Source organism: Pseudomonas cerasi (genome assembly GCF_027983475.1).
In the GTDB taxonomy this organism is placed as follows: Bacteria; Pseudomonadota; Gammaproteobacteria; order Pseudomonadales; family Pseudomonadaceae; genus Aquipseudomonas; species Aquipseudomonas cerasi.
Map to the genome: position 1 here is coordinate 1,999,249 of NZ_JAQJVM010000001.1, position 22,071 is coordinate 2,021,319.

13 protein-coding genes and 2 tRNA genes are annotated in these 22,071 nt (G+C 59.0%); 13 read left to right on the forward strand and 2 right to left on the reverse strand.

Annotated elements, in window-relative coordinates:
- The first annotated feature begins 201 nt into the window (after nt 1–201).
- The 4 genes from PI739_RS08615 to PI739_RS08630 all read left to right on the forward strand — a co-directional run bounded on the left by PI739_RS08615 (nt 202) and on the right by PI739_RS08630 (nt 7,982).
- Nucleotides 202–1,389 carry an ATP phosphoribosyltransferase regulatory subunit gene (locus tag PI739_RS08615; RefSeq protein ID WP_058397724.1) on the forward strand — a complete coding sequence of 396 codons (1,188 nt, stop codon included), beginning with the start codon at nt 202–204 and terminating at the stop codon, nt 1,387–1,389.
- A gap of 54 nt (nt 1,390–1,443) precedes the next feature.
- The gene (locus PI739_RS08620) at nt 1,444–2,736 is read left to right on the forward strand and encodes an adenylosuccinate synthase (protein ID WP_271351705.1); all 1,293 of its coding nucleotides are present in this window, start codon (nt 1,444–1,446) and stop codon (nt 2,734–2,736) included.
- A 171-nt stretch (nt 2,737–2,907) separates the two neighbouring features.
- A complete protein-coding gene (locus tag PI739_RS08625) occupies nt 2,908–4,842 on the forward strand; it encodes a methyl-accepting chemotaxis protein (protein ID WP_271351706.1) in 1,935 nt (644 codons plus the stop codon).
- A 311-nt stretch (nt 4,843–5,153) separates the two neighbouring features.
- Nucleotides 5,154–7,982 carry an Ig-like domain-containing protein gene (locus PI739_RS08630; protein WP_271351740.1) on the forward strand — a complete coding sequence of 943 codons (2,829 nt, stop codon included), beginning with the start codon at nt 5,154–5,156 and terminating at the stop codon, nt 7,980–7,982.
- Nucleotides 7,983–8,065: 83 nt separating this feature from the next.
- Here the strand turns inward: PI739_RS08630 and PI739_RS08635 are convergent.
- Nucleotides 8,066–8,152, reverse strand: a tRNA-Leu gene (locus PI739_RS08635).
- Nucleotides 8,153–8,312: 160 nt separating this feature from the next.
- Nucleotides 8,313–8,399, reverse strand: a tRNA-Leu gene (locus PI739_RS08640).
- 225 nt (nt 8,400–8,624) lie between these two features.
- Here PI739_RS08640 and rnr point away from each other — a divergent pair.
- From rnr to PI739_RS08685, 9 genes are all read left to right on the forward strand, one after another.
- Complete coding sequence (gene rnr, locus PI739_RS08645) at nt 8,625–11,258, forward strand: ribonuclease R (protein ID WP_271351707.1); 2,634 nt, start codon at nt 8,625–8,627, stop codon at nt 11,256–11,258.
- Entirely contained in the window at nt 11,255–12,016 is a 762-nt protein-coding gene (rlmB, locus tag PI739_RS08650; RefSeq protein WP_003317206.1) for a 23S rRNA (guanosine(2251)-2'-O)-methyltransferase RlmB, read from the forward strand. The genes rnr and rlmB overlap by 4 nt, the downstream gene beginning before the upstream one ends.
- 214 nt (nt 12,017–12,230) lie before the next feature.
- Nucleotides 12,231–12,656, forward strand: a complete 426-nt coding sequence (rpsF, locus tag PI739_RS08655; RefSeq protein ID WP_002551828.1) for a 30S ribosomal protein S6 — start codon at nt 12,231–12,233, stop codon at nt 12,654–12,656.
- A gap of 28 nt (nt 12,657–12,684) precedes the next feature.
- Nucleotides 12,685–12,915 (forward strand): 30S ribosomal protein S18, encoded by a 231-nt coding sequence (gene rpsR / locus PI739_RS08660; RefSeq protein WP_002551829.1) that lies wholly within the window; start codon nt 12,685–12,687, stop codon nt 12,913–12,915.
- Between the two features lie 39 nt (nt 12,916–12,954).
- Nucleotides 12,955–13,851: a YybS family protein gene (locus PI739_RS08665; protein ID WP_003366336.1), complete on the forward strand. Its 897-nt coding sequence runs from the start codon at nt 12,955–12,957 to the stop codon at nt 13,849–13,851.
- A gap of 19 nt (nt 13,852–13,870) precedes the next feature.
- Nucleotides 13,871–14,317, forward strand: a complete 447-nt coding sequence (gene rplI, locus PI739_RS08670; protein WP_003317208.1) for a 50S ribosomal protein L9 — start codon at nt 13,871–13,873, stop codon at nt 14,315–14,317.
- A 123-nt stretch (nt 14,318–14,440) separates the two neighbouring features.
- Complete coding sequence (gene dnaB, locus PI739_RS08675) at nt 14,441–15,835, forward strand: replicative DNA helicase (protein WP_003366338.1); 1,395 nt, start codon at nt 14,441–14,443, stop codon at nt 15,833–15,835.
- Nucleotides 15,836–15,942: 107 nt separating this feature from the next.
- A complete protein-coding gene (locus tag PI739_RS08680) occupies nt 15,943–18,252 on the forward strand; it encodes a YgiQ family radical SAM protein (protein ID WP_003431932.1) in 2,310 nt (769 codons plus the stop codon).
- A 494-nt stretch (nt 18,253–18,746) separates the two neighbouring features.
- Complete coding sequence (locus tag PI739_RS08685; protein WP_024663740.1) at nt 18,747–22,025, forward strand: transglutaminase family protein; 3,279 nt, start codon at nt 18,747–18,749, stop codon at nt 22,023–22,025.
- The last annotated feature ends 46 nt before the right edge of the window (nt 22,026–22,071 follow it).

The following is a 22,071-nucleotide window of genomic DNA, read 5'->3' on the forward strand; positions in this document are numbered from 1 at the left end:
CAGCCGGGAAATTCCCGGCTTTTTTGCGTCTGCACGATTGATTGGCCGTATCTGAATCGGAACGCGGCAAGATTTTTCGAGGAAAGTGGTCTGCAAGGCCTGTCTCGGGCATTTGTCGTGCCCGTCATACGGCGCACCACTTTCTGCTTCACTCAAGGTCGGCCTGTAGGCTGGCCGCCTGGATCACAGGGGAATGGCGTAATGGCAACGGTCGACCGCTGGCTGCTACCAGATGGCATCGAAGAAGTACTGCCACCGGAAGCGGCGCGCATTGAAGTAGCGCGCCGTCAGGTGTTGGATCTGTTTCAGAGCTGGGGCTATGAGTTTGTCGTCACCCCGCATATCGAGTATCTCGAGTCGCTGCTGACTGGCGCGGGTTCGGATCTGGATCTGCGTACCTTCAAGGTTATTGACCCGCAATCGGGCCGGCAGATGGGCTTTCGCGCCGACATCACGCCACAGGTTGCACGTATCGATGCTCACACCCTGAAACGTGAAGGCCCGAGCCGTCTGTGCTACGCGGGCAGCGTTCTGCACGCTCAGCCGCGCGCGCTGTCGTCCTCGCGCAGCCCGATACAACTGGGTGCCGAACTTTACGGCGATGCGAGCCCGAGCAGCGATGTTGAAGTCATCAGTCTGATGCTGGCCATGCTGCAACTGGCCGATGTGCCGGATGTGCACATGGACCTCGGGCATGTCGGTATCTATCGCGGTCTGGCGCGGGCCGCCGGCCTGTCGGGTGAAGTCGAGCAGCAGCTGTTCGATGCACTGCAGCGCAAGGCCATCGATGAAGTGATTGCCCTCACCGCCGATCTGCCGCCAGAGCTGGCCGCCATGCTGCGCGCACTGGTTGATCTGTGCGGTGGTCGTGAGGTGCTGGACGCCGCACGCGATCGTCTGGCCGGCGCACCGGTGCCAGTGCTGGCCGCTCTGGACGACCTGCTGTCGATTGCCGAGCGTCTGGCTGCGCGTTTCCCGCAGCTGCCGTTGTACTTTGATCTCGGCGAGCTGCGCGGTTACCACTACCACACCGGTGTGGTATTCGCGGTGTTCGTGCCGGGCGTGGGCCAGTCGATCGCTCAGGGCGGTCGTTACGATGACATCGGTGCCGACTTCGGTCGTGCCCGTCCGGCGACCGGCTTTTCCACCGACCTGAAAACCCTGGTTACCCTGGGGCAGGCAGAAATCGTCTTACCGTCTGGTGGCATCTGGGTGCCGGACAGTACGGATGCGGCACTCTGGCAGATGGTTTGCCAGTTGCGCAGTGAAGGTCAGCGTGTGGTTCAGGCGTTGCCTGGGCAGCAGGCGAGCGCCGCGCGTGAAGCCGACTGTGACCGGCAATTGATTCAGCATGGCGAGCACTGGCAGGTAATGCCGCTGGCTTCTTGAGTATTCCTGCCGGCCGCCGCCGGCACCAAGTTTGCGTGAATGAGGACAAGTGTTATGGGTAAGAATGTCGTAGTCCTGGGCACTCAATGGGGTGATGAGGGCAAAGGCAAGATCGTTGATCTGCTGACCGAACATGCTACCGCCGTAGTTCGCTATCAGGGTGGCCACAACGCCGGCCACACACTGGTGATCGACGGTGAGAAAACCGTATTGCACCTGATTCCGTCCGGTGTGCTGCGCGAAGGCGTGCAGTGCCTGATCGGTAACGGTGTGGTGGTTGCTCCCGACGCGCTCCTGCGCGAAATCGTCAAGCTGGAAGAGAAAGGCATTCCGGTGCGTGAGCGTCTGCGCATTAGCCCGTCCTGCCCGCTGATCCTGTCGTACCACGTGGCACTCGACCAGGCGCGTGAAAAAGCCCGCGGCGAGTTCAAGATCGGCACCACTGGTCGTGGTATCGGCCCGGCCTACGAAGACAAGGTCGCACGTCGCGGTCTGCGTATCGGCGACCTGTTCCATCGTGAGCGCTTCGCCGCCAAGCTGGGCGAACTGCTCGACTACCACAACTTCGTGCTGGTCAATTACTACAAAGAGCCTGCCATCGATTTCCAGAAGACGCTCGACGAGTGCATGGAATACGCCGACATGCTCAAACCGCTGATGCTCGACGTCACCGCTGCGCTGCATGAGATGCGTCGCGACGGCAAGGACATCATGTTCGAAGGTGCCCAGGGTTCGCTGCTGGACATCGACCACGGTACCTACCCGTACGTCACCAGCTCCAACACCACGGCGGGCGGCATTGCCACCGGTTCCGGTTTTGGTCCGATGTACCTGGATTACATCCTGGGCATCACCAAGGCCTACACCACGCGCGTGGGTTCGGGTCCTTTCCCGACTGAGCTGTTCGATGACGTCGGTGCCTTCCTGGCCAAGCGTGGTCATGAGTTCGGTGCCACCACCGGTCGTGCACGCCGTTGCGGCTGGTTCGACGCCGTCATCCTGCGTCGCGCCATCGAAATCAACAGCATCTCGGGCCTGTGCCTGACCAAGCTGGACGTGCTCGACGGTCTGGAAACCATCAACATCTGTGTGGGCTACGAGAACGAAGAGGGTGCCGTCATCGACGCGCCTACCGACGCTGACAGCTATCTGGGCCTGCGTCCGGTCTACGAGGAGATGCCAGGCTGGAGCGAATCCACGCTGGGTGCCAAGACCCTCGAAGAGCTGCCTGCTGCCGCTCGCGCTTACATCAAGCGTGTTGAAGAGCTGGTGGGTGCGCCTATCGACATCATTTCGACCGGTCCTGACCGCAACGAAACCATCGTGCTGCGTCATCCGTTCGGCTGATACGTCACCGGGCTGTGCCAAAAAGGGTCGCATGTGCGGCCCTTTTTTATTGTCGCACCGGCGGCAGGGAAGCTCAGAAAAGTGAGACTTGTGTCACGGCACGGCGCTTGCTACAAAGATGACAGAAAAGTGCCATCATTTTAATGGCGCTGAGGGTGGAGGGATTCTCCTGTGTCTGCTGTCTTATCTCTATTGCAAAGCCGTCTGCTGCGCCCGGTCTTCATTGCGCTGGGTATCGCTCTTTTGGTGCAGGTGGTGGTGGCGGTTGCGCTTACCCGGAGCACAGTCACTGCGCTTGAGGCCGATCTCGCCAACCGCCTGGGGGTAGATTCGCAACATCTGTCCTCAGAGCTGGAGTCGGCGAGTAGCGAAGTGACATCGAGCCTCGATGCATTGTCAGCCAGCACTCGACAGCGCCTGAGCGTCGGGCTCTCTACCCGTCTGAAGGAAGAGCAGGCTCAACTGCGTGCCACGCTGGAGAAAGACCTGCGCGAGTCCGCGACGGACATGGCCGAATTGCTGGCTGCCGTTGCTCCGCGTGCCATGTGGGACAACGACACGCCAACGCTTTCCGAGTTCGCACGCCGTGCCCAGCGCAATCCCAACGTACTGTTCGTCGTTTATGACGACGCCGCAGGTGAGCACCTCACGCGTTACATGAACCGTGACAATCCGCTGGTCAAGGCTCTTTTGGTCAAGGGGGAGGGCGAGCGGGCGATGGACAAGGTCCTCAATGCGGCGAAAAGCGACCCTTCGGTGTATTACGTCGAGGCATCCATCAGCCCTAACGGCGTAGAGATCGGCAAGGTGCGCATGGGCGTGTCCACGGCAACGGTCGAAGAGAATCTTACTGCCCTGGACAAGCGTTTCGCGACCCTGATCACCAGTGGTGAACAGTTGGTGTCTGACAGCCTTGCCAGTGCCTCGAAGGACAGCTCTGCCGCGCTACGCACGCGCCTGCAGTCGGCTCAGGCGGCGGGAGCGGCAATGACCGCCAACACGCGTGTGGCGGTTCAGGAAGCTGCCGAAACGCTGCGCTGGAGAATCGGCATGGGTCTGGCCCTGGTCGGCCTGGGTGTATTGTTGTTACTGGCGGTGGTGCTCGGGCGTCGGGTCGTCAGCAAGCTGCATCTGCTGATCGCGGCACTCAATGATCTGGCGGCGGGCGAGGGCGATCTGACCAAGCGCGTCAAGCTGGACAGCAACGACGAGATTGGCGACATGTCGGCGGCGGTCAACCGCTTCATCGACAAGTTGCAGCCTATCGTTCGTGAGGCGGGCGAGGTGGCGCAGCGCACCGGGCAGGAAATCGGTGTCATGAGCGAGCGTAACGCCGGTGCCGATGCGGCGGCCGAATTGCAGCGGGACCAAGTGGCGGCCAGTCTGAAAGCGCTGGAGCAGATGGCCGACGAGGCGCAGTCGGAAAGCCAGGCGATGCAGGCAGCCTTGCGTCAGGTGATCGATATCAAACAAGCGACCGATGAAAACACCCGCACGTCCAGTCAGGTCGGCGGTTTGATCGAGGCGCTGGCCGGGCAGGTTGAAACCGGTGCGCAGGTCATTGAGCGTCTGGCGCAGCAAAGCCAGCAGATCGAGGTCGTGCTGGAAGTTATCCACGGTATTGCCGAGCAAACCAACTTGCTCGCACTCAACGCAGCCATTGAAGCCGCACGCGCGGGTGAAACGGGCAGGGGCTTTGCCGTGGTGGCTGACGAAGTGCGGGCGCTGGCCAGCAAGACGCAAAGCTCGACGGGCGATATCCAGGAGCACATCATCGCCCTGCAGCGTGGAGCGAAAGAGGCGGTCGCCGCCATCGGCATCGCCGGACGCCAGGCCAAGGAAGGTCTGGAAGTACTGCGAGACAGTGCCAGGCGCCAGCAGACCGTGCAGGTATCTGTCGAGCAGGTACACGCGGCCATTGGTCTGGCGACCAAGGCGGCTGTACATCAGGCTGAAGGCGCGCAGGCCGTTCGCGGTCGGGTAGAGGTGATTCACGCTCAGGCCGAGAAAGCCGCAAAAGCGGTGGTTGAGACGACCGCTAGCGGCAAAGTGCTAAACGGGCTGGCTGCGCAGTTGAAGTCGAGCCTGGGGCAGTTTCGGGCTTGAGGTATAGAACGTTTTCGGGAAAAGGCCTTCGTTTACACCTTAGTCTGTGAGGCACCCAGCACGATGTCTAGCACGTGCTGACAGCGAAGCGAATAATCGAGCGCTAACTTTCAAGGAGGCGAGGTTGGCTGTGTCTGGATAATCGCAGGAAGTTTTTTGAAATGCCTACCTGTCAGTTCTGATAGTAACCCTATGGGCAATGACCCCCTACAGTGAGCAAGAGCTCATGATCGCGAATGAGCACGTTGTACTGTGCTTACCTCAGAGCGCACAGCCAGATATTTAACTTTATTTCTATGGATGGAATGAATATGACTGCCTTATTGGAAAGTCCCCTTGCCCCGGTAGGTGTTGGGGGCGTCTGGAGAACTGATGCGGTTACAGGAGTAAAATATGTTCAGTTAGGCTACCCCGACAAGCCGTCATCGCCCCCCTCGCCGTCGGATATGTCCTACCTTGCAGGGCGGGGGCTCGGAGTCAGGCTGCCGTCGATATGGAACAACTATTACTTGAGTTTTGCTCCTGGCGAGCACGTTCAGATTAATTTCAAGGGTAAGTCTCAGAGTGGAACGCTGATTAGTTGGAGTACGACTTACATAGCGCTATCTGTCGTGGGGGGTGATGTACGCACCGTGACGATTCCGTCTGATATTGTGAAAGCGCTCGCCGGTCAAACGGCGACTGTTCAGTATGTCGTCAGGCCCGCAAGTTCCAACAAGACTGGCAAGGTTCGCACATCGCAATCTCTTGAGTTTCAGATTCGAGGTCTTTATCTGCCGGCGCCCGAACTGTTGGAGGCCGTCAACGACTCTATCGACCCGGATCACATCAGTGCCAAGGCTACAGTCAACTTTGTCACTGTCAGTCTCGATTACCCAGGTATTCAGCTTGGGGACACCGTAAAACTGGTCAGGGAGGGCGTGAACGCCAAGCAGAATGCAATTAACTTTACTGACAAAGACCGCCCCATCAGTGCAAGTAATCTACAGCGGCGTCCAATGAAAATTACCTGGACAGATGCTGATATCAAGCCGCTGGTCAATGGCATCATGAGTATCTACTACAAAGTGTATAGAGAGGGCGTCTGGTATACCTCGCCCAGGCGCAATATCTATGTAGGACCCAGCCTTGCGGGTTTGCCGCCATTTATCAACGAGGTTTCTGATAATCGTCTCGATCCGGACAAAATTGCTGACTCTATCAATGTTCATATTCCTTCCGCTGGAACCTTGGTAAAAGACAAGATCACGCTATTCTGGAGTGACTCGTCAAAACAGAAGACGTTTACCGATGAGGGGCTTGTTACCCAGCAGAATGTCGATGGCGACATGTCATTTGATGTGTATCTGGATAATCCCATTGAATTCAACCGGGGCAAGGTTGTGACGGTTTTTTACCTGCTTGAGCGCGTTCTGCCAGATGGCCGGAAAGTCAGCTTTCGTTCTGCTGACTATCAGTTTTTCGTCGGCAGTCAGAAGGATCAGGAGGCTGCAGATTCCAGGGTTTTGACCGGCGCTGTGGTGGACGGTGTCAAAGATGGCAAGATGGATGCTGCTCTTGCGAGCGTTGGAACAAAACTCACCGTACCTTACGCCGAGACTCAGGTGGGAGACAGTGTTACGGCTTATTGGCAGCCGGTCGAGGGTGGTGGTCCGGTCGCACTGGGTGTTCAGGCTGTTGATGCGGCCAACGTGAATATCGACCTGGTATTCAATGTTCCCGCGGCCTCCGTCAGTACAGCGCTCAACAAAAAGGCCATTGTCTATTACGTTATTGAGCGAAAAGGGCTTGGCGGCAAGACTCAGAAGTTCAGGTCTCAGGAAGAACTGTTTTCGGTAGGCACTCAGGTGGCTGGTCTATTGCTTCCTGCTCCTGAGGTTCCGGCGTCTGTTGACTGGGTTCTTGATCCGATGGCCGTGCAAAATGGCACAACAGTGGTTGTTCAGCCTTACCCCGCCATTGCTGTCGGCGACAAGGTTCGGCTCTTCTGGATTGGTACTGACGGCCCCGGGACGCCAGCGATAGCCGAACAAACTGTCGGCAGTGTGAGCAAGGCATTAGAGTTCGTTATTCCAGCCTCGGCAATTGGTTCCAATACCGGGGCAGAGGTCTGGGTCTATTATCAGGTCACGCGCAACGGGCTGATCAATCCGATAGATTCTGACGACACCATCATTGAGGTCGATACACTTGGTGGGGATAACCTGTCTCTGCCAGTGGTCGGCCAGGCACCCACAGATCTGCTGGATCTGGCCTCGGTAAAAACCGACATCGTGGTGACGCTCAAGAAGTGGCCATTCATGGCAGCCGGTCAACGGGTGTGGTTGCGCCTGGAGGGTACTGCCCAGGATGGTAGTGCGGTGGAGATCAACGTCTGGACAGCCAGAATATTGACCGATGCCGATGCAAAGCAGGACTTGGCTATTACTATCACTCGGGCCCAGTTCGATAATTTGGCAGCGGGCAGTCAGTTGCAGGTATTTGCAAAGGTTACGTTCGATGGTGACTTCAGTGACACCTACGCTGAAGACTTTCCTACGCTGAGTTTGACAATCAAACCGCAAGGCAGCTTGCTGAGTGTCAAGTTTTCAGATGTTTCTTTGAGCGCTGCGTATCCGAAGCCAGGCAGCACTGCTGTAGTGCCGCCCGATTCAAGTCAGTTAATGGTTGTTAGTGGCGGTAAAGGTCCCTATACGTTCGTGTCTGGAGATTCGTCTATCGTCGAGGTCGATGCTAAAGGCCTGCTGATGGCCAGGAAGAACGGATCTGTATATGTTCAGGTGCGAGATTCCCTAGGCCAGGTTGTATACGTAACGGTCACTGTCCAAGGTATTTCCACGTTGGAGTACCTGAATTTCGATACTTACACGGAGTGCAAGAAAATTGCCGACAGCAGAGGTCTTGTCATTCCGGATCTGGCTACTTGGCGCAAGCTCCGTGCCGAGGGTAGCGGAAAGTTGAGTATCGACCTCACGGCAGCGCCTGCGGGGCAGCAGTGGGACAGACGGCTCTGGGCAAGTGATAATGGTAGTCTTCCGTTTACCAGAAAGAGCTATTTCCCGGATGATGACAAGGATAAGGATCTGAGAGACATCGTGATAGGTGGCGATGCAGCCTATGGCTTTGGTTTGAAGATATAAGCTGGATGCGGTCTGCTGAGTTGAAGTAAATGACTTTGCAATTCCCAAAAAAAAACCGAGCCATTGGCTCGGTTTTTTTGAATTGGTGCCCAGAAGAAGACTCGAACTTCCACGACCTTGCGGTCACCAGCACCTGAAGCTGGCGTGTCTACCAATTTCACCATCTGGGCAGCATCAGCAGCGTCTCCGCCGTTGATGGGGCGCACTATACGGCGATCATTTTGCTCTGTAAACCCCTGTTTTGATTTAATAATCAAAACCTGAAAATGCAAAAACCCGCTTTTGCGGGTTTTTGTGAGGCTTGAGACTGTTGTAGTCTGTTGCCTGAATTGGTGCCCAGAAGAAGACTCGAACTTCCACGACCTTGCGGTCACCAGCACCTGAAGCTGGCGTGTCTACCAATTTCACCATCTGGGCAGTATCGGAAGGCATCAACCTGCCGATGGCGCGCACTATACGGAGCGCTTTTTAGGCTGTAAACCCCGGCGATGAAAAAAATTCGAAAAAATTCGCGGGCGGTGTGTTTCGGGTGTTGCAGCGTGGTCAGGGAGGCTTTTTGTCGAGTGGTTTGAGCGTGAAATTTCCCGTTTCATGAGGTCTATGCCAAACTAACCCCTATATATACAAGGTGAAAACTATCTAATGGCCGATTGGCAGTCCCTCGATCCCGAGGCCGCTCGTGAAGCGGAAAAATACGAAAACCCTATTCCCAGCCGCGAGCTGATCTTGCAGCACCTTGCTGAGCGCGGTTCGCCGGCCAGTCGCGAGCAACTGGTCGAAGAGTTCGGCCTGACCACGGAAGATCAATTCGAGGCTCTGCGCCGCCGCCTTCGGGCGATGGAGCGTGACGCCCAGTTGATCTACACCCGTCGCGGCACTTATGCACCGGTAGACAAGCTTGACCTGATCCTGGGTCGCATCTCCGGCCATCGCGACGGCTTCGGCTTTCTGGTGCCGGACGACGGCTCCGATGACCTGTTCATGAGCCCGGCGCAAATGCGTCTGGTATTCGACGGTGACCGGGCGCTGGCGCGTGTTTCCGGCCTTGACCGTCGCGGTCGTCGCGAAGGCGTTATTGTCGAAGTGATCTCGCGTGCTCACGAAACCATCGTTGGTCGCTACTTCGAAGAGAGCGGCATTGGTTTTGTTGTACCCGATAACCCGAAAATCCAGCAGGAAGTGCTGGTGACGCCGGGTCGCAACAACGGCGCCAAGATCGGTCAGTTCGTCGAGGTGAAAATCACCCATTGGCCGACGCCGCGCTTCCAGCCGCAAGGCGACGTGATCGAAGTGGTGGGCAACTACATGGCGCCCGGTATGGAGATCGATGTCGCGCTGCGTACCTACGATATCCCGCATGTTTGGCCCGAAGCAGTGCTCAAAGAGGCTGCCAAGCTCAAGCCGGAAGTCGAAGAGAAGGACAAGGAACACCGCGTCGATCTGCGCCATCTGCCGTTCGTGACCATCGACGGTGAAGATGCTCGCGACTTCGACGATGCGGTCTATTGCGAAGCCAAGCCGGGCAAGCTGCGTCTGTTCTCCGGCGGCTGGAAGCTCTACGTGGCGATTGCCGACGTATCGAGCTACGTGAAGATCGGCTCGGCGCTGGATGCAGAGTCCCAGGTGCGCGGCAACTCGGTGTATTTCCCCGAGCGCGTCGTGCCCATGCTGCCTGAGCAATTGTCCAACGGCCTGTGCTCGTTGAACCCGCACGTCGATCGTCTGGCCATGGTCTGCGAGATGACCATCTCCAAGACCGGCGAGATGACTGACTACGTGTTCTACGAAGGCATCATCCACTCCCACGCTCGCCTGACCTACAACAAGGTCAGCACGATTCTGGAACAGCCGAAAACCGCTGAAGCCAAAAGCCTGCGTGGTGAATACGGCGATGTGGTGCCGCACCTCAAACAGCTTTATGCCATGTACAAGGTATTGCTGGGCGCGCGTCATGTGCGCGGTGCGATCGATTTCGAAACTCAGGAAACCCGGATCATCTTCGGTTCCGAGCGCAAGATTGCCGAAATCCGTCCGACCACTCGCAATGATGCCCATAAGCTGATCGAGGAATGCATGCTGGCCGCCAACGTGGCCACCGCGCAGTTCCTGAAGAAGCACGAAATTCCTGCGTTGTACCGCGTCCACGATGGTCCGCCGCCGGAGCGCCTGGAAAAACTGCGTGCGTTCCTCGGCGAGCTGGGTCTGACGTTGCACAAAGGCAAGGAAGGCCCGACACCGAAGGATTATCAGGCGCTGCTTGAAACCGTTCGTAATCGTCCTGACTACCACCTGATCCAGACCGTGATGCTGCGTTCGTTGAGCCAGGCGGTCTACAGCTCGGACAACAACGGTCACTTCGGTCTGAATTACGAAGCGTACACGCACTTCACATCGCCGATCCGTCGTTATCCGGACCTGCTGACCCATCGTGCGATTCGCAGTGTCATTCGCTCCAAGCAGGATACGCCGCACGTTCGTCGTGCCGGCGCTGCCACGATCCCGAAGGCGCGCATCTACCCATACGACGACGCGCTGCTCGACCAGTTGGGCGAACAATGCTCGATGAGCGAACGCCGTGCCGACGAGGCTACGCGCGACGTGGTCAACTGGCTCAAGTGCGAATACATGAAGGATCGCGTCGGCGAGTCGTTCCCGGGCGTGATCACCGCTGTAACCGGCTTTGGTCTGTTCGTCGAGCTGACCGACATCTATGTCGAGGGCCTGGTCCACGTGACCGCCTTGCCGGGTGACTACTACCACTTCGATCCGCTGCACCACCGCCTTGCCGGCGAGCGTACCGGGCGTAACTTCCGCTTGGGCGACACCGTTGAAGTGCGTGTCATGCGCGTTGATCTGGACGAGCGCAAGATCGATTTCGAGATCTCCGAAGCGGCAGCGGCTGCAAAGCCGACGGCTCGCAAGCGTCGTGGTCATGACACCGCGGCACCTGCTGCCACGACCACGGCTGAGAAGGATAAGGCGCCTGCCAAGTCCGGACGCCGTAGCGCTTCGACCAAGGAAAGCAGCACCGAAGCGTATCGCCCGAGCGATGCCGCCGCGAAAAACGCAGAAGTGCGTAAAAGCCGCGAGCTGAAAAAAGCGCTTCTGGCAGACGCGAAGGGTGGTAGCAAGGCATCGTCGGGAAAGTCTGACCGGTCGGGTTCTGCGCCCTCATCGGGCAAACCGGCCAGCAAACACCGTAAAGGCTCGTCAAAAACGGGCTCCGCGCCAGCTGCGAAAAGCAGCGGCGCTCGTAAACCCAAGGCCAAGTCATGAGTCAGCTGGAAAAAATCTACGGCGTTCACGCCGTAGAAGCGTTACTTCGTCATCATCCGAAACGCGTCAAGCACATCTGGCTGGCCGAGGGTCGTAACGACCCTCGCGTTCAGACCCTGGTCGCACTGGCGGCCGAAAATCGCGTCACCATCGGGCAGGCCGAGCGCCGCGAAATGGATGCCTGGGTCGAAGGCGTGCATCAGGGTGTGGTTGCCGATGTCAGCCCGAGCCAGGTCTGGGGCGAGGCTATGCTCGACGAGCTGCTGGACCGCAGTGAAGGCTCGCCGCTGCTGTTGGTGCTGGACGGCGTGACCGATCCGCACAACCTTGGCGCCTGCCTGCGTACTGCCGATGCGGCAGGTGCGCTGGCGGTCATCGTGCCCAAGGACAAATCCGCAACCCTGACGCCAGCCGTGCGCAAGGTCGCCTGTGGTGCAGCCGAGGTCATTCCGCTCGTGGCAGTGACCAACCTGGCGCGTACCCTGGAAAAACTGCAGCAGCGCGGATTGTGGGTGGTCGGTACTGCGGGCGAGGCCGAGGTCGAGCTGTATCAGCAGGACCTGACCGGGCCGACCATTATCATCATGGGCGCGGAAGGCAAGGGCATGCGTCGCCTGACCCGTGAGCATTGTGATTATCTGGTGCGCCTGCCGATGGCGGGCAGTGTCAGCAGCCTCAACGTGTCGGTCGCGACTGGCGTGTGTCTGTTCGAAGCGCTGCGCCAGCGCAGTGTCAAGGCTGCCGGCAAAAAAGCCTGATTGCGGCTTCTGGCCAGAGTGAGCAGGTCGCGCCATGCGATCTGCTCATTAATTCACCAATTGCCTTGCGCCTCCCCCGACCCTTCTCTACAATTGCGCCCCTTGCTGTCACGGCAGGCGCGCATGTGCCTGTCCCTGAGCAAGACCAACAGTGTCATTCACTCCTTGTCTGACCGCTATTTGAGCGGCAGGCTACAACCCGTAAGGAGCATTCATGCGTCATTACGAAATTATCTTTTTGGTCCACCCGGATCAAAGCGAGCAAGTCGGCGGCATGGTAGAGCGTTACACCAAGCTGATCGAAGAAGACGGCGGCAAAATCCACCGTCTGGAAGATTGGGGCCGTCGTCAACTGGCTTACGCAATCAACAATGTTCACAAGGCTCACTACGTGATGCTGAACGTTGAGTGCACTGGCAAGGCTCTGGCCGAGCTGGAAGACAACTTCCGTTACAACGATGCTGTGATCCGTAACCTGGTCATCCGTCGCGACGAAGCCGTAACCGGCCAGTCCGAGATGCTCAAGGCTGAAGAGAACCGCAGTGAGCGCCGTGAGCGTCGTGACCGTCCTGAGCACTCCGACAGCGCCGATGGCGATGACGGCGACAACAGCGACGTTAGCGATAACGCTGACGAGTAATCCACGGACCTTTTGAGGAGCCAATTACATGGCACGTTTCTTCCGTCGTCGTAAATTCTGCCGCTTCACCGCTGAAGACGTCAAAGAGATCGATTACAAAGATCTCAACACTCTGAAAGCCTACGTATCCGAGACCGGCAAAATCGTTCCAAGCCGTATCACTGGTACCAAAGCACGTTATCAGCGTCAGCTGGCCACCGCTATCAAGCGTGCCCGCTTCCTGGCCCTGCTGGCCTACACCGACAGCCACGGCCGCTGAGACCAGGTAGTCGACAAAACGTAACAAAGGATAGAAAGCATGCGTGCCCTGGCTGAATTCATCATGCGCGGCCGTATGCAGGCCACTCTCGTAGTGGCTGGATGTGCGGCATTGCCGCTGTTGTTCTGGTTGAGTGCTGCCGCAGGGTGCCTTGTGCTCCTGCGACGCGGGTTCAGTGATGCCGTTGGTGTCCTGTCCTGGGCTCTGCTGCCGGCTTTGGTCTGGTGGTATTTCGGTGAACCTCGTACAGCCATGGTGCTGGCGGGATCACTGAGTTTGGCAATGGTTTTGCGTGCCAGCGAGTCCTGGGTCCGTGTGCTGCTGGTCAGCGTGGCGTTGGGTGTGGTGTATGCAGTAATTCTGGGCACGGTTTTTCGCGAACCTCTGGAAGCAATGTCGCAGGAGTTGCAGAAACATCTGCCGACAATGCTGGCCGGGCTCTACGAGCAGTTGAACGTAGAAGAGCGAGCGCGTCTGGGGGCACTGATTGCGCCCGTCCTGAATGGCCTGATAGCGGCTGTGCTGCAAATCGTCAGTGTGCTGTGCCTGATTCTTGGGCGGTACTGGCAAGCGATGTTGTACAACCCTGGTGGTTTCGGGCGCGAATTTCGCGCCGTGAAACTCCCGCTGGTGCCTGCGTTGGTGCTGGTGGTGTGCATGCTGGTGGGGCCGAATTTCGGTCCGCAGATAGCGATGCTTACACCGCTGTGCAGCGTACCGCTGGTCTTTGCGGGCCTGGCCCTGATTCACGGACTGGTCGCTGAAAAGCGTCTGTCCAGGTTCTGGCTGGTGGGGATGTACATCACGCTGCTGGTGTTCATGCAGCTGATTTATCCGTTGCTCGTGGTAATTGCCATTGTCGACAGCCTGATTGATTTTCGCGGTCGCCGGAGCTCGAAAGATCCCGGCAATGGTCCTGCGAACGGTGAAGGTTAAAAGTTAAGAGGATTTCCACATGCAACTGATCCTTCTGGAAAAAGTCGCCAACCTGGGCAACCTGGGCGACAAAGTAAACGTTAAGGCCGGCTACGGTCGTAACTACCTGCTGCCTTACGGCAAAGCAACCGCTGCAACCGCTGCCAACGTGGCTGCGTTTGAAGAGCGTCGTGCCGAGCTGGAAAAACTGGCTGCAGACAAGAAAGCATCTGCCGAAACTCGCGCTGCCCAACTGGCTGAGCTGGAAGTGACCATCACTGCCACTGCTGGTGACGAAGGCAAGCTGTTCGGTTCGATCGGCACCCACGACATCGCTGATGCACTGACCGCCTCTGGCGTTGAAGTTGCAAAAAGCGAAGTTCGTCTGCCGAACGGCACTATCCGCAACGTTGGTGAATTCGACGTAGCCGTGCACCTGCACAGCGACGTAGAAGCGACCGTACGCGTTGTCGTAGTGGCTGCTTAAGCAACACGTAATCGTCTGGCGGCATTGACGTCAGAGGATTAACATCGGGCACGATCCTGTTCACAGGTCGTGCCCTTTGTCTTTGTGCCATCCCCATTCTGCAAACCCCGAATTGAAGTGGCCATGAACGATATTTCCGCCCCCGAACAATACGATCTGCAAACCGCTGCCCTGAAAGTGCCGCCGCATTCCATCGAGGCCGAACAGGCTGTACTCGGTGGCTTGATGCTGGACAACAACGCCTGGGAGCGGGTGCTCGATCAAGTTTCCGATGGTGATTTCTATCGACATGACCACCGCCTGATATTCCGCGCCATCGCCCGCTTGGCCGACCAGAACAGCCCGATTGACGTGGTCACGCTGGCTGAACAGCTGGACAAGGAAGGGCAGACCTCGCAAGTAGGCGGCCTGGGCTACCTCAGTGAGCTGGCGAAAAACACGCCTTCTGTCGCCAACATCAAGGCTTATGCGCAGATCGTCCGGGCCCGGGCCACACTGCGGCAATTGATTGGCATCAGTACCGAAATCGCCGACAGTGCGTTCAACCCCGAAGGCCGGACCGCCGAAGAGATTCTTGACGAGGCTGAACGGCAGATCTTCCAGATCGCCGAAGCGCGCCCCAAGACTGGCGGCCCGGTCAGCGTCAATGACCTGCTGACCAAGGCCATCGACCGTATCGATACCCTGTTCAACAGCGACAACGCCATTACCGGTCTGTCGACCGGGTATACCGATCTCGATGAAAAAACCAGCGGATTACAACCCGCCGACCTGATCATCGTTGCCGGACGTCCGTCGATGGGTAAGACCACCTTCGCCATGAACCTAGTCGAGAACGCGGTGCTGCGCAGTGACAAGGTGGTGCTGGTCTACTCGCTGGAGATGCCAGGCGAATCGCTGATCATGCGTATGTTGTCGTCGCTGGGGCGCATCGACCAGACCAAGGTGCGGGCCGGCCAGCTTGATGACGATGACTGGCCACGCCTGACATCGGCGGTCAATCTGCTCAATGACCGCAAGCTGTTCATCGACGATACGGCCGGTATCAGCCCGTCTGAAATGCGCGCGCGGACGCGGCGGATCGTGCGTGAGCATGGCGACATCGCCATGATCATGATCGACTACCTGCAGCTGATGCAGATCCCTGGTTCCAGCGGTGATAACCGTACCAACGAGATTTCCGAGATCTCGCGCTCGTTGAAAGCGCTGGCCAAGGAATTCAACTGCCCGGTCATTGCCCTGTCGCAGCTCAACCGCTCTCTTGAGCAGCGCCCCAACAAGCGCCCGATCAACTCCGACCTCCGGGAATCCGGAGCGATCGAGCAGGATGCCGACGTCATCATGTTCGTTTACCGGGACGAGGTGTATCACCCGGAAACCGAGCACAAGGGCATTGCCGAGATCATCATCGGCAAGCAGCGTAACGGCCCCATCGGCACCACGCGTCTGGCGTTCATCGGCAAATACACGCGCTTCGAGAACCTGGCGCCGGGCAGTTACAACTTCGACGACGATTGACTTCGGGTCGACTCCATCAAATCCGACCACCGTGGTCGGACTTGATCAAAAAATGTGCTATATTCCGCGCCCGCGATTTTTCCAACGTGCAAACGTAGGTCCTGAACATGCAATCAGCCAAGCCGTTATTTGACTATCCCAAGTACTGGGCCGAATGTTTCGGACCAGCACCTTTCCTGCCCATGAGCCGGGAAGAAATGGATCTGCTTGGCTGGGATTCCTGCGACATCATCATTGTTACCGGTGATGCGTACGTGGATCACCCGTCTTTCGGCATGGCGATCATCGGTCGTCTGCTCGAATCCCAGGGCTTCCGGGTCGGGATCATCGCGCAGCCCAACTGGCAGTCCAAGGACGACTTCATGAAGCTCGGCGAGCCGAATCTGTTTTTCGGTGTCGCTGCCGGCAACATGGACTCGATGATCAACCGCTATACCGCGGACAAGAAGATTCGCTCCGATGACGCCTATACCCCTGGCGGCATGGCTGGCAAGCGGCCGGACCGCGCAAGTCTGGTCTACAGCCAGCGCTGCAAGGAAGCCTACAAGCATGTACCGATCGTGCTGGGCGGCATCGAGGCTTCGCTGCGCCGAATCGCGCACTATGACTATTGGCAGGACAAGGTTCGCAACTCGATCCTGATTGACGCCTGCGCCGACATCCTGCTGTACGGCAATGCCGAACGCGCGATCGTCGAAGTCGCCCAGCGTCTGTCCTACGGCCACAAGATCGAAGACATCACCGACGTGCGCGGTACGGCGTTCATTCGTCGTGACACGCCGCAGGGCTGGTATGAGGTCGACTCCACGCGTATCGACCGTCCGGGCAAGGTCGACAAGATCATCAACCCGTACGTCAACACCCAGGACACGCAGGCCTGCGCCATCGAGCAGGAAAAAGGCAACGTCGAGGACCCCAACGAAGCCAAGGTGGTGCAGATTCTCGCCAGCCCGCGCATGACCCGCGACAAGACGGTCATCCGCCTGCCATCGGTGGAAAAGGTCCGTAACGACGCTGTGCTGTATGCCCACGCCAACCGCGTGTTGCACCTGGAGACCAACCCGGGCAACGCTCGCGCGCTGGTGCAGAAACATGGCGACGTGGACGTCTGGTTCAACCCGCCGCCCATTCCGATGACCACTGAAGAAATGGACTACGTGTTTGGCATGCCTTACGCGCGCGTCCCGCATCCTGCGTACGGCAAGGAAAAGATCCCTGCCTACGACATGATTCGTTTCTCGGTGAACATCATGCGCGGCTGCTTTGGCGGCTGCACCTTCTGCTCGATCACCGAGCACGAAGGGCGGATTATTCAGAACCGCTCCGAAGAGTCGATCATTCGCGAAATCGAAGAAATCCGCGACAAGGTGCCGGGCTTTACCGGGGTCATTTCCGACCTGGGCGGGCCGACCGCGAACATGTATCGCATCGCCTGCAAAAGCCCGGAGATCGAGTCGGCCTGCCGCAAGCCGTCCTGCGTATTCCCGGGCATCTGCCCGAACCTGAATACCGATCACTCGTCGCTGATCCAGCTGTATCGCAGCGCGCGCGCCTTGCCGGGCGTGAAAAAGATCCTGATCGCCTCCGGCCTGCGCTACGACCTCGCGGTCGAGTCGCCGGAGTACGTCAAGGAACTGGTTACTCACCACGTAGGTGGTTACCTGAAGATCGCCCCGGAACACACCGAGGAAGGTCCGCTCAACCAGATGATGAAGCCGGGCATTGGCAGCTATGACAAGTTCAAGCGCATGTTCGAGAAGTACACCAAGGAAGCCGGCAAGGAGCAGTACCTGATTCCTTACTTCATCGCCGCCCACCCGGGCACCACCGATGAAGACATGATGAACCTGGCGCTGTGGCTCAAGGGCAATGGTTTCCGCGCGGACCAGGTGCAGGCGTTCTACCCGTCGCCGATGGCCACGGCCACCGCCATGTACCACTCGGGCAAGAACCCGCTGCGCAAGGTCACCTACAAGAGTGATGCGGTCACCATCGTGAAAAGCGAAGCGCAGCGTCGTTTGCACAAGGCTTTCCTGCGCTATCACGACCCGAAAGGCTGGCCGATGCTGCGTGAGGCACTGGAACGCATGGGCCGTGCCGACCTGATCGGGCCGGGCAAGGATCAACTGATCCCGTTGCATCAGCCGGCTACTGACAGCTACCAGAGTGCGCGTCGCAAGAACTCGACACCGGCGGGCAGCCACAAGGTTGCGAAAAATGCCAAGACCACGCTGATCCAGACCCAGCACACCGGCCTGCCGCCACGCGGGAGCGATGGCAGCAAGCCGTGGGACAAGCGCGAAGAGGCCAAGGCTGCCGCCATGGCGCGCAACAAGCAGGCCGCCAAGGAGCGCATGGATGCAGCCAAGGGCAAAGGCACCAAACCGCCCAAGCGCAAGCCAGTAGTGCCACGCTAAGGCGAGGTATCCGCGCAGACGCAGAGCGTCGCACGATAGTTGGTATTATCGTTCCTCGTTCTGTGGGTGTACCTATCATGTGCTCGTGTGCTGATAGTGCCGGAAATGTAGCGTCGGGCAGTGCTGAAAACCCACCTGCAATCCCTTGTGGGAGCGAGCTTGCTCGCGAAAGCGGTGGTTCAGTGATGACGCCTTCGCGAGCAAGCTCGCTCCCACGGGGTGGGAATGCCTTGGGTGAAGCTGCGCGTCTTACACCTGCAACGCGCCGCATGCGTATCCAAACGCCTTCACAATTCTTCACCCCCCACTCAATCCCTCTGCCACACTGTCTGCCTTATTACTGTGCGACCCTTGCACCGTTGGCTTCGGCCGGCACGATTTTGGTGCTGCGCCTTTTCAGGCGGGGAATGCCACTCTCGTTGGCGCACGACTTTGACCGGATGGCATAAGTCTTGCGCGGCTCAATTACCGTTCAGGCTCGCAGGAGGCACGCCGTGTCGATTCATATTGCCTTGCACCATGTCACGCACTATCGCTACGACCGCGCGGTCGAACTGGGTCCGCAGATCGTTCGCCTGCGTCCGGCCGCTCATAGCCGCACACGCGTGCTGTCTTATTCGCTGAAAGTCCTGCCTGAAAACCATTTCATCAACTGGCAGCAGGACCCTCAAGGCAATTACCTCGCGCGTCTGGTCTTCCCGGAAAAGACCGACGAATTCCGTGTCGAAGTCGATCTGGTCGCCGAGATGGCGGTGTTCAATCCGTTCGACTTCTTCCTGGAGCCCTACGCCGAGAACATTCCGTTCACCTACGCCAGCGAAGAGCAGCGCGAGCTGGCGCCGTACCTCGAAAAACTGCCGCTGACCCCGAGATTTCAGGCGTATCTGGACAGCATCAGTCGCGAGCCGATTCCGGCCATCGACTTCCTGGTCGGCCTCAACCAGCGCCTGAGTCAGGACGTCGCCTACCTGATCCGCATGGAACCCGGCGTTCAGACCCCGGAATTCACCCTGGAAAACGCATCGGGCTCGTGCCGCGACTCAGCATGGCTGCTGGTCCAGCTGTTGCGTCATCTGGGCATGGCGGCGCGCTTTGTGTCGGGCTACCTCATTCAGCTCAAGGCCGATGTCGAGGCGCTCGACGGGCCGTCCGGTACGGATGTCGACTTCACCGACCTGCACGCCTGGTGCGAGGTCTATCTGCCGGGCGCAGGCTGGGTCGGGCTGGACGCCACGTCAGGCCTGTTCGCTGGCGAAGGACACATTCCTCTGGCGTGCAGCCCCGAGCCTTCCTCGGCAGCACCGATCAGTGGTCTGGTCGAGCCGTGCGAAACCGATTTCAGCCACGAAATGTCGGTCGAACGCATCTGGGAGGCGCCGCGCGTCACCAAGCCTTACACCGAAGCGCAATGGCAGGACATTCAGGCGCTTGGTCGACAGATCGACGCCGATCTGCTGCGCGACGATGTGCGTCTGACCATGGGCGGCGAGCCGACCTTCGTGTCCATCGACGACCGCGATGGCGCCGAATGGAACACCGCCGCGCTGGGGCCGCGCAAGCGCGAGCTGTCCGCCGAGCTGTTCCAGCGCATGCGCGGGCATTACGCGCCGCTGGGCATCGTGCATTTCGGGCAAGGCAAATGGTATCCGGGTGAGCAACTGCCGCGCTGGTCGCTGAACTGCTTCTGGCGCAAGGACGGCCAGCCGGTGTGGCGCAATAATGCGCTGATCGCCGATGAAACCCGTGACTATGGTGCTACGGGCGAACTGGCAGGGCGTTTTCTCGCCAGTGTTGCCGAGCGCCTGAAGCTGCCGGCCCGCTTCGTTTTCCCGGCTTACGAAGACAATTTCTACTACTTGTGGCGCGAAGGCGCATTGCCGGTCAACGTCACCGCCGAAGATTCGCGGCTGGGTGACGAGCTGGAGCGTGCCCGTCTGCGCAAGGTCTTCGCTCAGGGGCTGGACAAGATGATCGGTCAGGTTCTGCCGCTGGCTCGCAACGCGGACGGTGACAGCTGGCAGAGTGGCCGCTGGTACTTGCGTGACGAGCATTGCCGTCTGGTGCCGGGGGATTCTGCGCTGGGCTATCGATTGCCGCTGGCGTCGCAGCCTTGGGTCAAGGCGGCGGAATACCCGTTCATTCATCCGACCGACCATAACCAGGACTTCCCCGAACTGGCCGACAGCGACTCGTTGACCTCAGCGCTCAAGTCCACAGACACGGACGCCGAGCGCCCGCCGAAGATCGACGAGTCGGCCGACTGGCTGACCCGCACGGCGCTGTGTGCCGAAGCGCGCGAGGGGCGGCTGTACCTGTTCATGCCGCCGCTGCAAAAGCTTGAGGAATACCTTGAACTGGTGGCGGTGATCGAAGCGACTGCAGAGGAGCTGCAGTGCCCGATCCTGCTGGAAGGCTACGAACCGCCGAGCGATCCGCGGCTGTGCAATTTCCGGATCACGCCGGACCCCGGTGTGATCGAGGTCAACGTGCAGCCTTCGGCGAGCTGGGACGAACTGGTCGAGCGCACCGAGTTTCTCTATGAACAGGCGCGCCTCACGCGTCTGACCACCGAGAAGTTCATGATCGACGGCCGTCATACTGGCACCGGCGGGGGCAACCATTTCGTGCTGGGCGGCGCAACGCCGGCAGATTCGCCGTTTCTGCGGCGTCCGGACCTGCTGCGCAGCCTGATCAGCTACTGGCACAACCATCCTTCGCTGTCGTACCTGTTTTCCGGCCTGTTCATCGGCCCGACGTCTCAGGCACCGCGCATCGACGAAGCGCGCAATGATTCGCTCTACGAGATGGAAATCGCTTTTGCACAGATGCCGAAGCCAGGCGAGCAGGTTGCGCCGTGGGTGGTGGACCGTCTGCTGCGTAACCTGCTGATTGACGTCACCGGCAATACCCACCGTGCCGAGTTCTGCATCGACAAGCTTTACTCGCCCGATGGCGCAACCGGACGCCTGGGGCTGCTCGAGCTGCGCGCCTTCGAGATGCCGCCGCATGCGCGCATGAGCCTGGCGCAACAGTTGCTGCTACGGGCGCTGGTGGCGCGCTTCTGGCGTGAACCCTACGCACCCGCGAAGCTGGCGCGCTGGGGCACGCAACTGCATGACCGCTTCATGCTGCCGCACTTCATCGAGCAGGATTTTGCCGATGTGGTCGCCGATCTCAACGCGGCAGGCTACCCGGTGCAGGCCGACTGGTTCTCTGCGCACCTGGAATTCCGCTTCCCGAAAGTGGGCGATTACGCCGTCAACGGCATCGAGCTGGAGCTGCGTCAGGCGCTGGAGCCCTGGCATGTCCTGGGTGAAGAGGGCTCGGCCGGCGGCGCGGTGCGCTACGTCGATTCATCGCTGGAGCGTCTGCAAGTGCATATCAGCGGGCTGCCACCGCAACGCTACGTGTTGACCTGTAACGGTGTCGCAGTGCCCCTGCAGCCGACCGGACGGGTCGGTGAGTTCGTCGCGGGTGTGCGTTATCGCGCCTGGCAGCCGGCCAATTGCCTGCAACCGACCATTGGCGTGCATGCGCCACTGGTTTTCGATCTGCTCGACACCTGGATGCACCGCTCTCTGGGTGGCTGCGAGTATCATGTCGCCCATCCGGGCGGCCGTAACTACGAAACCTTGCCGGTCAACGCCAACGAAGCGGAAAGCCGTCGCCTGTCACGTTTCTTCCGCATCGGCCACACCCCAGGCAAACTGGACGTTCCGTCGCTCAACATTAACGACGAGCTGCCGATGACGCTGGATATGCGTCTGCATTAAAAAAACAGTGGCTCTGTGCGTCAGATGCACACGGACGTGACATCTG

Coding starts and splice junctions, on each gene's coding strand:
- PI739_RS08615 (WP_058397724.1), top strand. CDS start 202: ATGGCAACGGTCGACCGCTGGCTGCTACCAGATGGCATCGAAGAAGTA.
- PI739_RS08620 (WP_271351705.1), top strand. CDS start 1,444: ATGGGTAAGAATGTCGTAGTCCTGGGCACTCAATGGGGTGATGAGGGC.
- PI739_RS08630 (WP_271351740.1), top strand. CDS start 5,154: ATGACTGCCTTATTGGAAAGTCCCCTTGCCCCGGTAGGTGTTGGGGGC.
- rnr (WP_271351707.1), top strand. CDS start 8,625: ATGGCCGATTGGCAGTCCCTCGATCCCGAGGCCGCTCGTGAAGCGGAA.
- rlmB (WP_003317206.1), top strand. CDS start 11,255: ATGAGTCAGCTGGAAAAAATCTACGGCGTTCACGCCGTAGAAGCGTTA.
- rpsF (WP_002551828.1), top strand. CDS start 12,231: ATGCGTCATTACGAAATTATCTTTTTGGTCCACCCGGATCAAAGCGAG.
- rpsR (WP_002551829.1), top strand. CDS start 12,685: ATGGCACGTTTCTTCCGTCGTCGTAAATTCTGCCGCTTCACCGCTGAA.
- PI739_RS08665 (WP_003366336.1), top strand. CDS start 12,955: ATGCGTGCCCTGGCTGAATTCATCATGCGCGGCCGTATGCAGGCCACT.
- rplI (WP_003317208.1), top strand. CDS start 13,871: ATGCAACTGATCCTTCTGGAAAAAGTCGCCAACCTGGGCAACCTGGGC.
- dnaB (WP_003366338.1), top strand. CDS start 14,441: ATGAACGATATTTCCGCCCCCGAACAATACGATCTGCAAACCGCTGCC.
- PI739_RS08680 (WP_003431932.1), top strand. CDS start 15,943: ATGCAATCAGCCAAGCCGTTATTTGACTATCCCAAGTACTGGGCCGAA.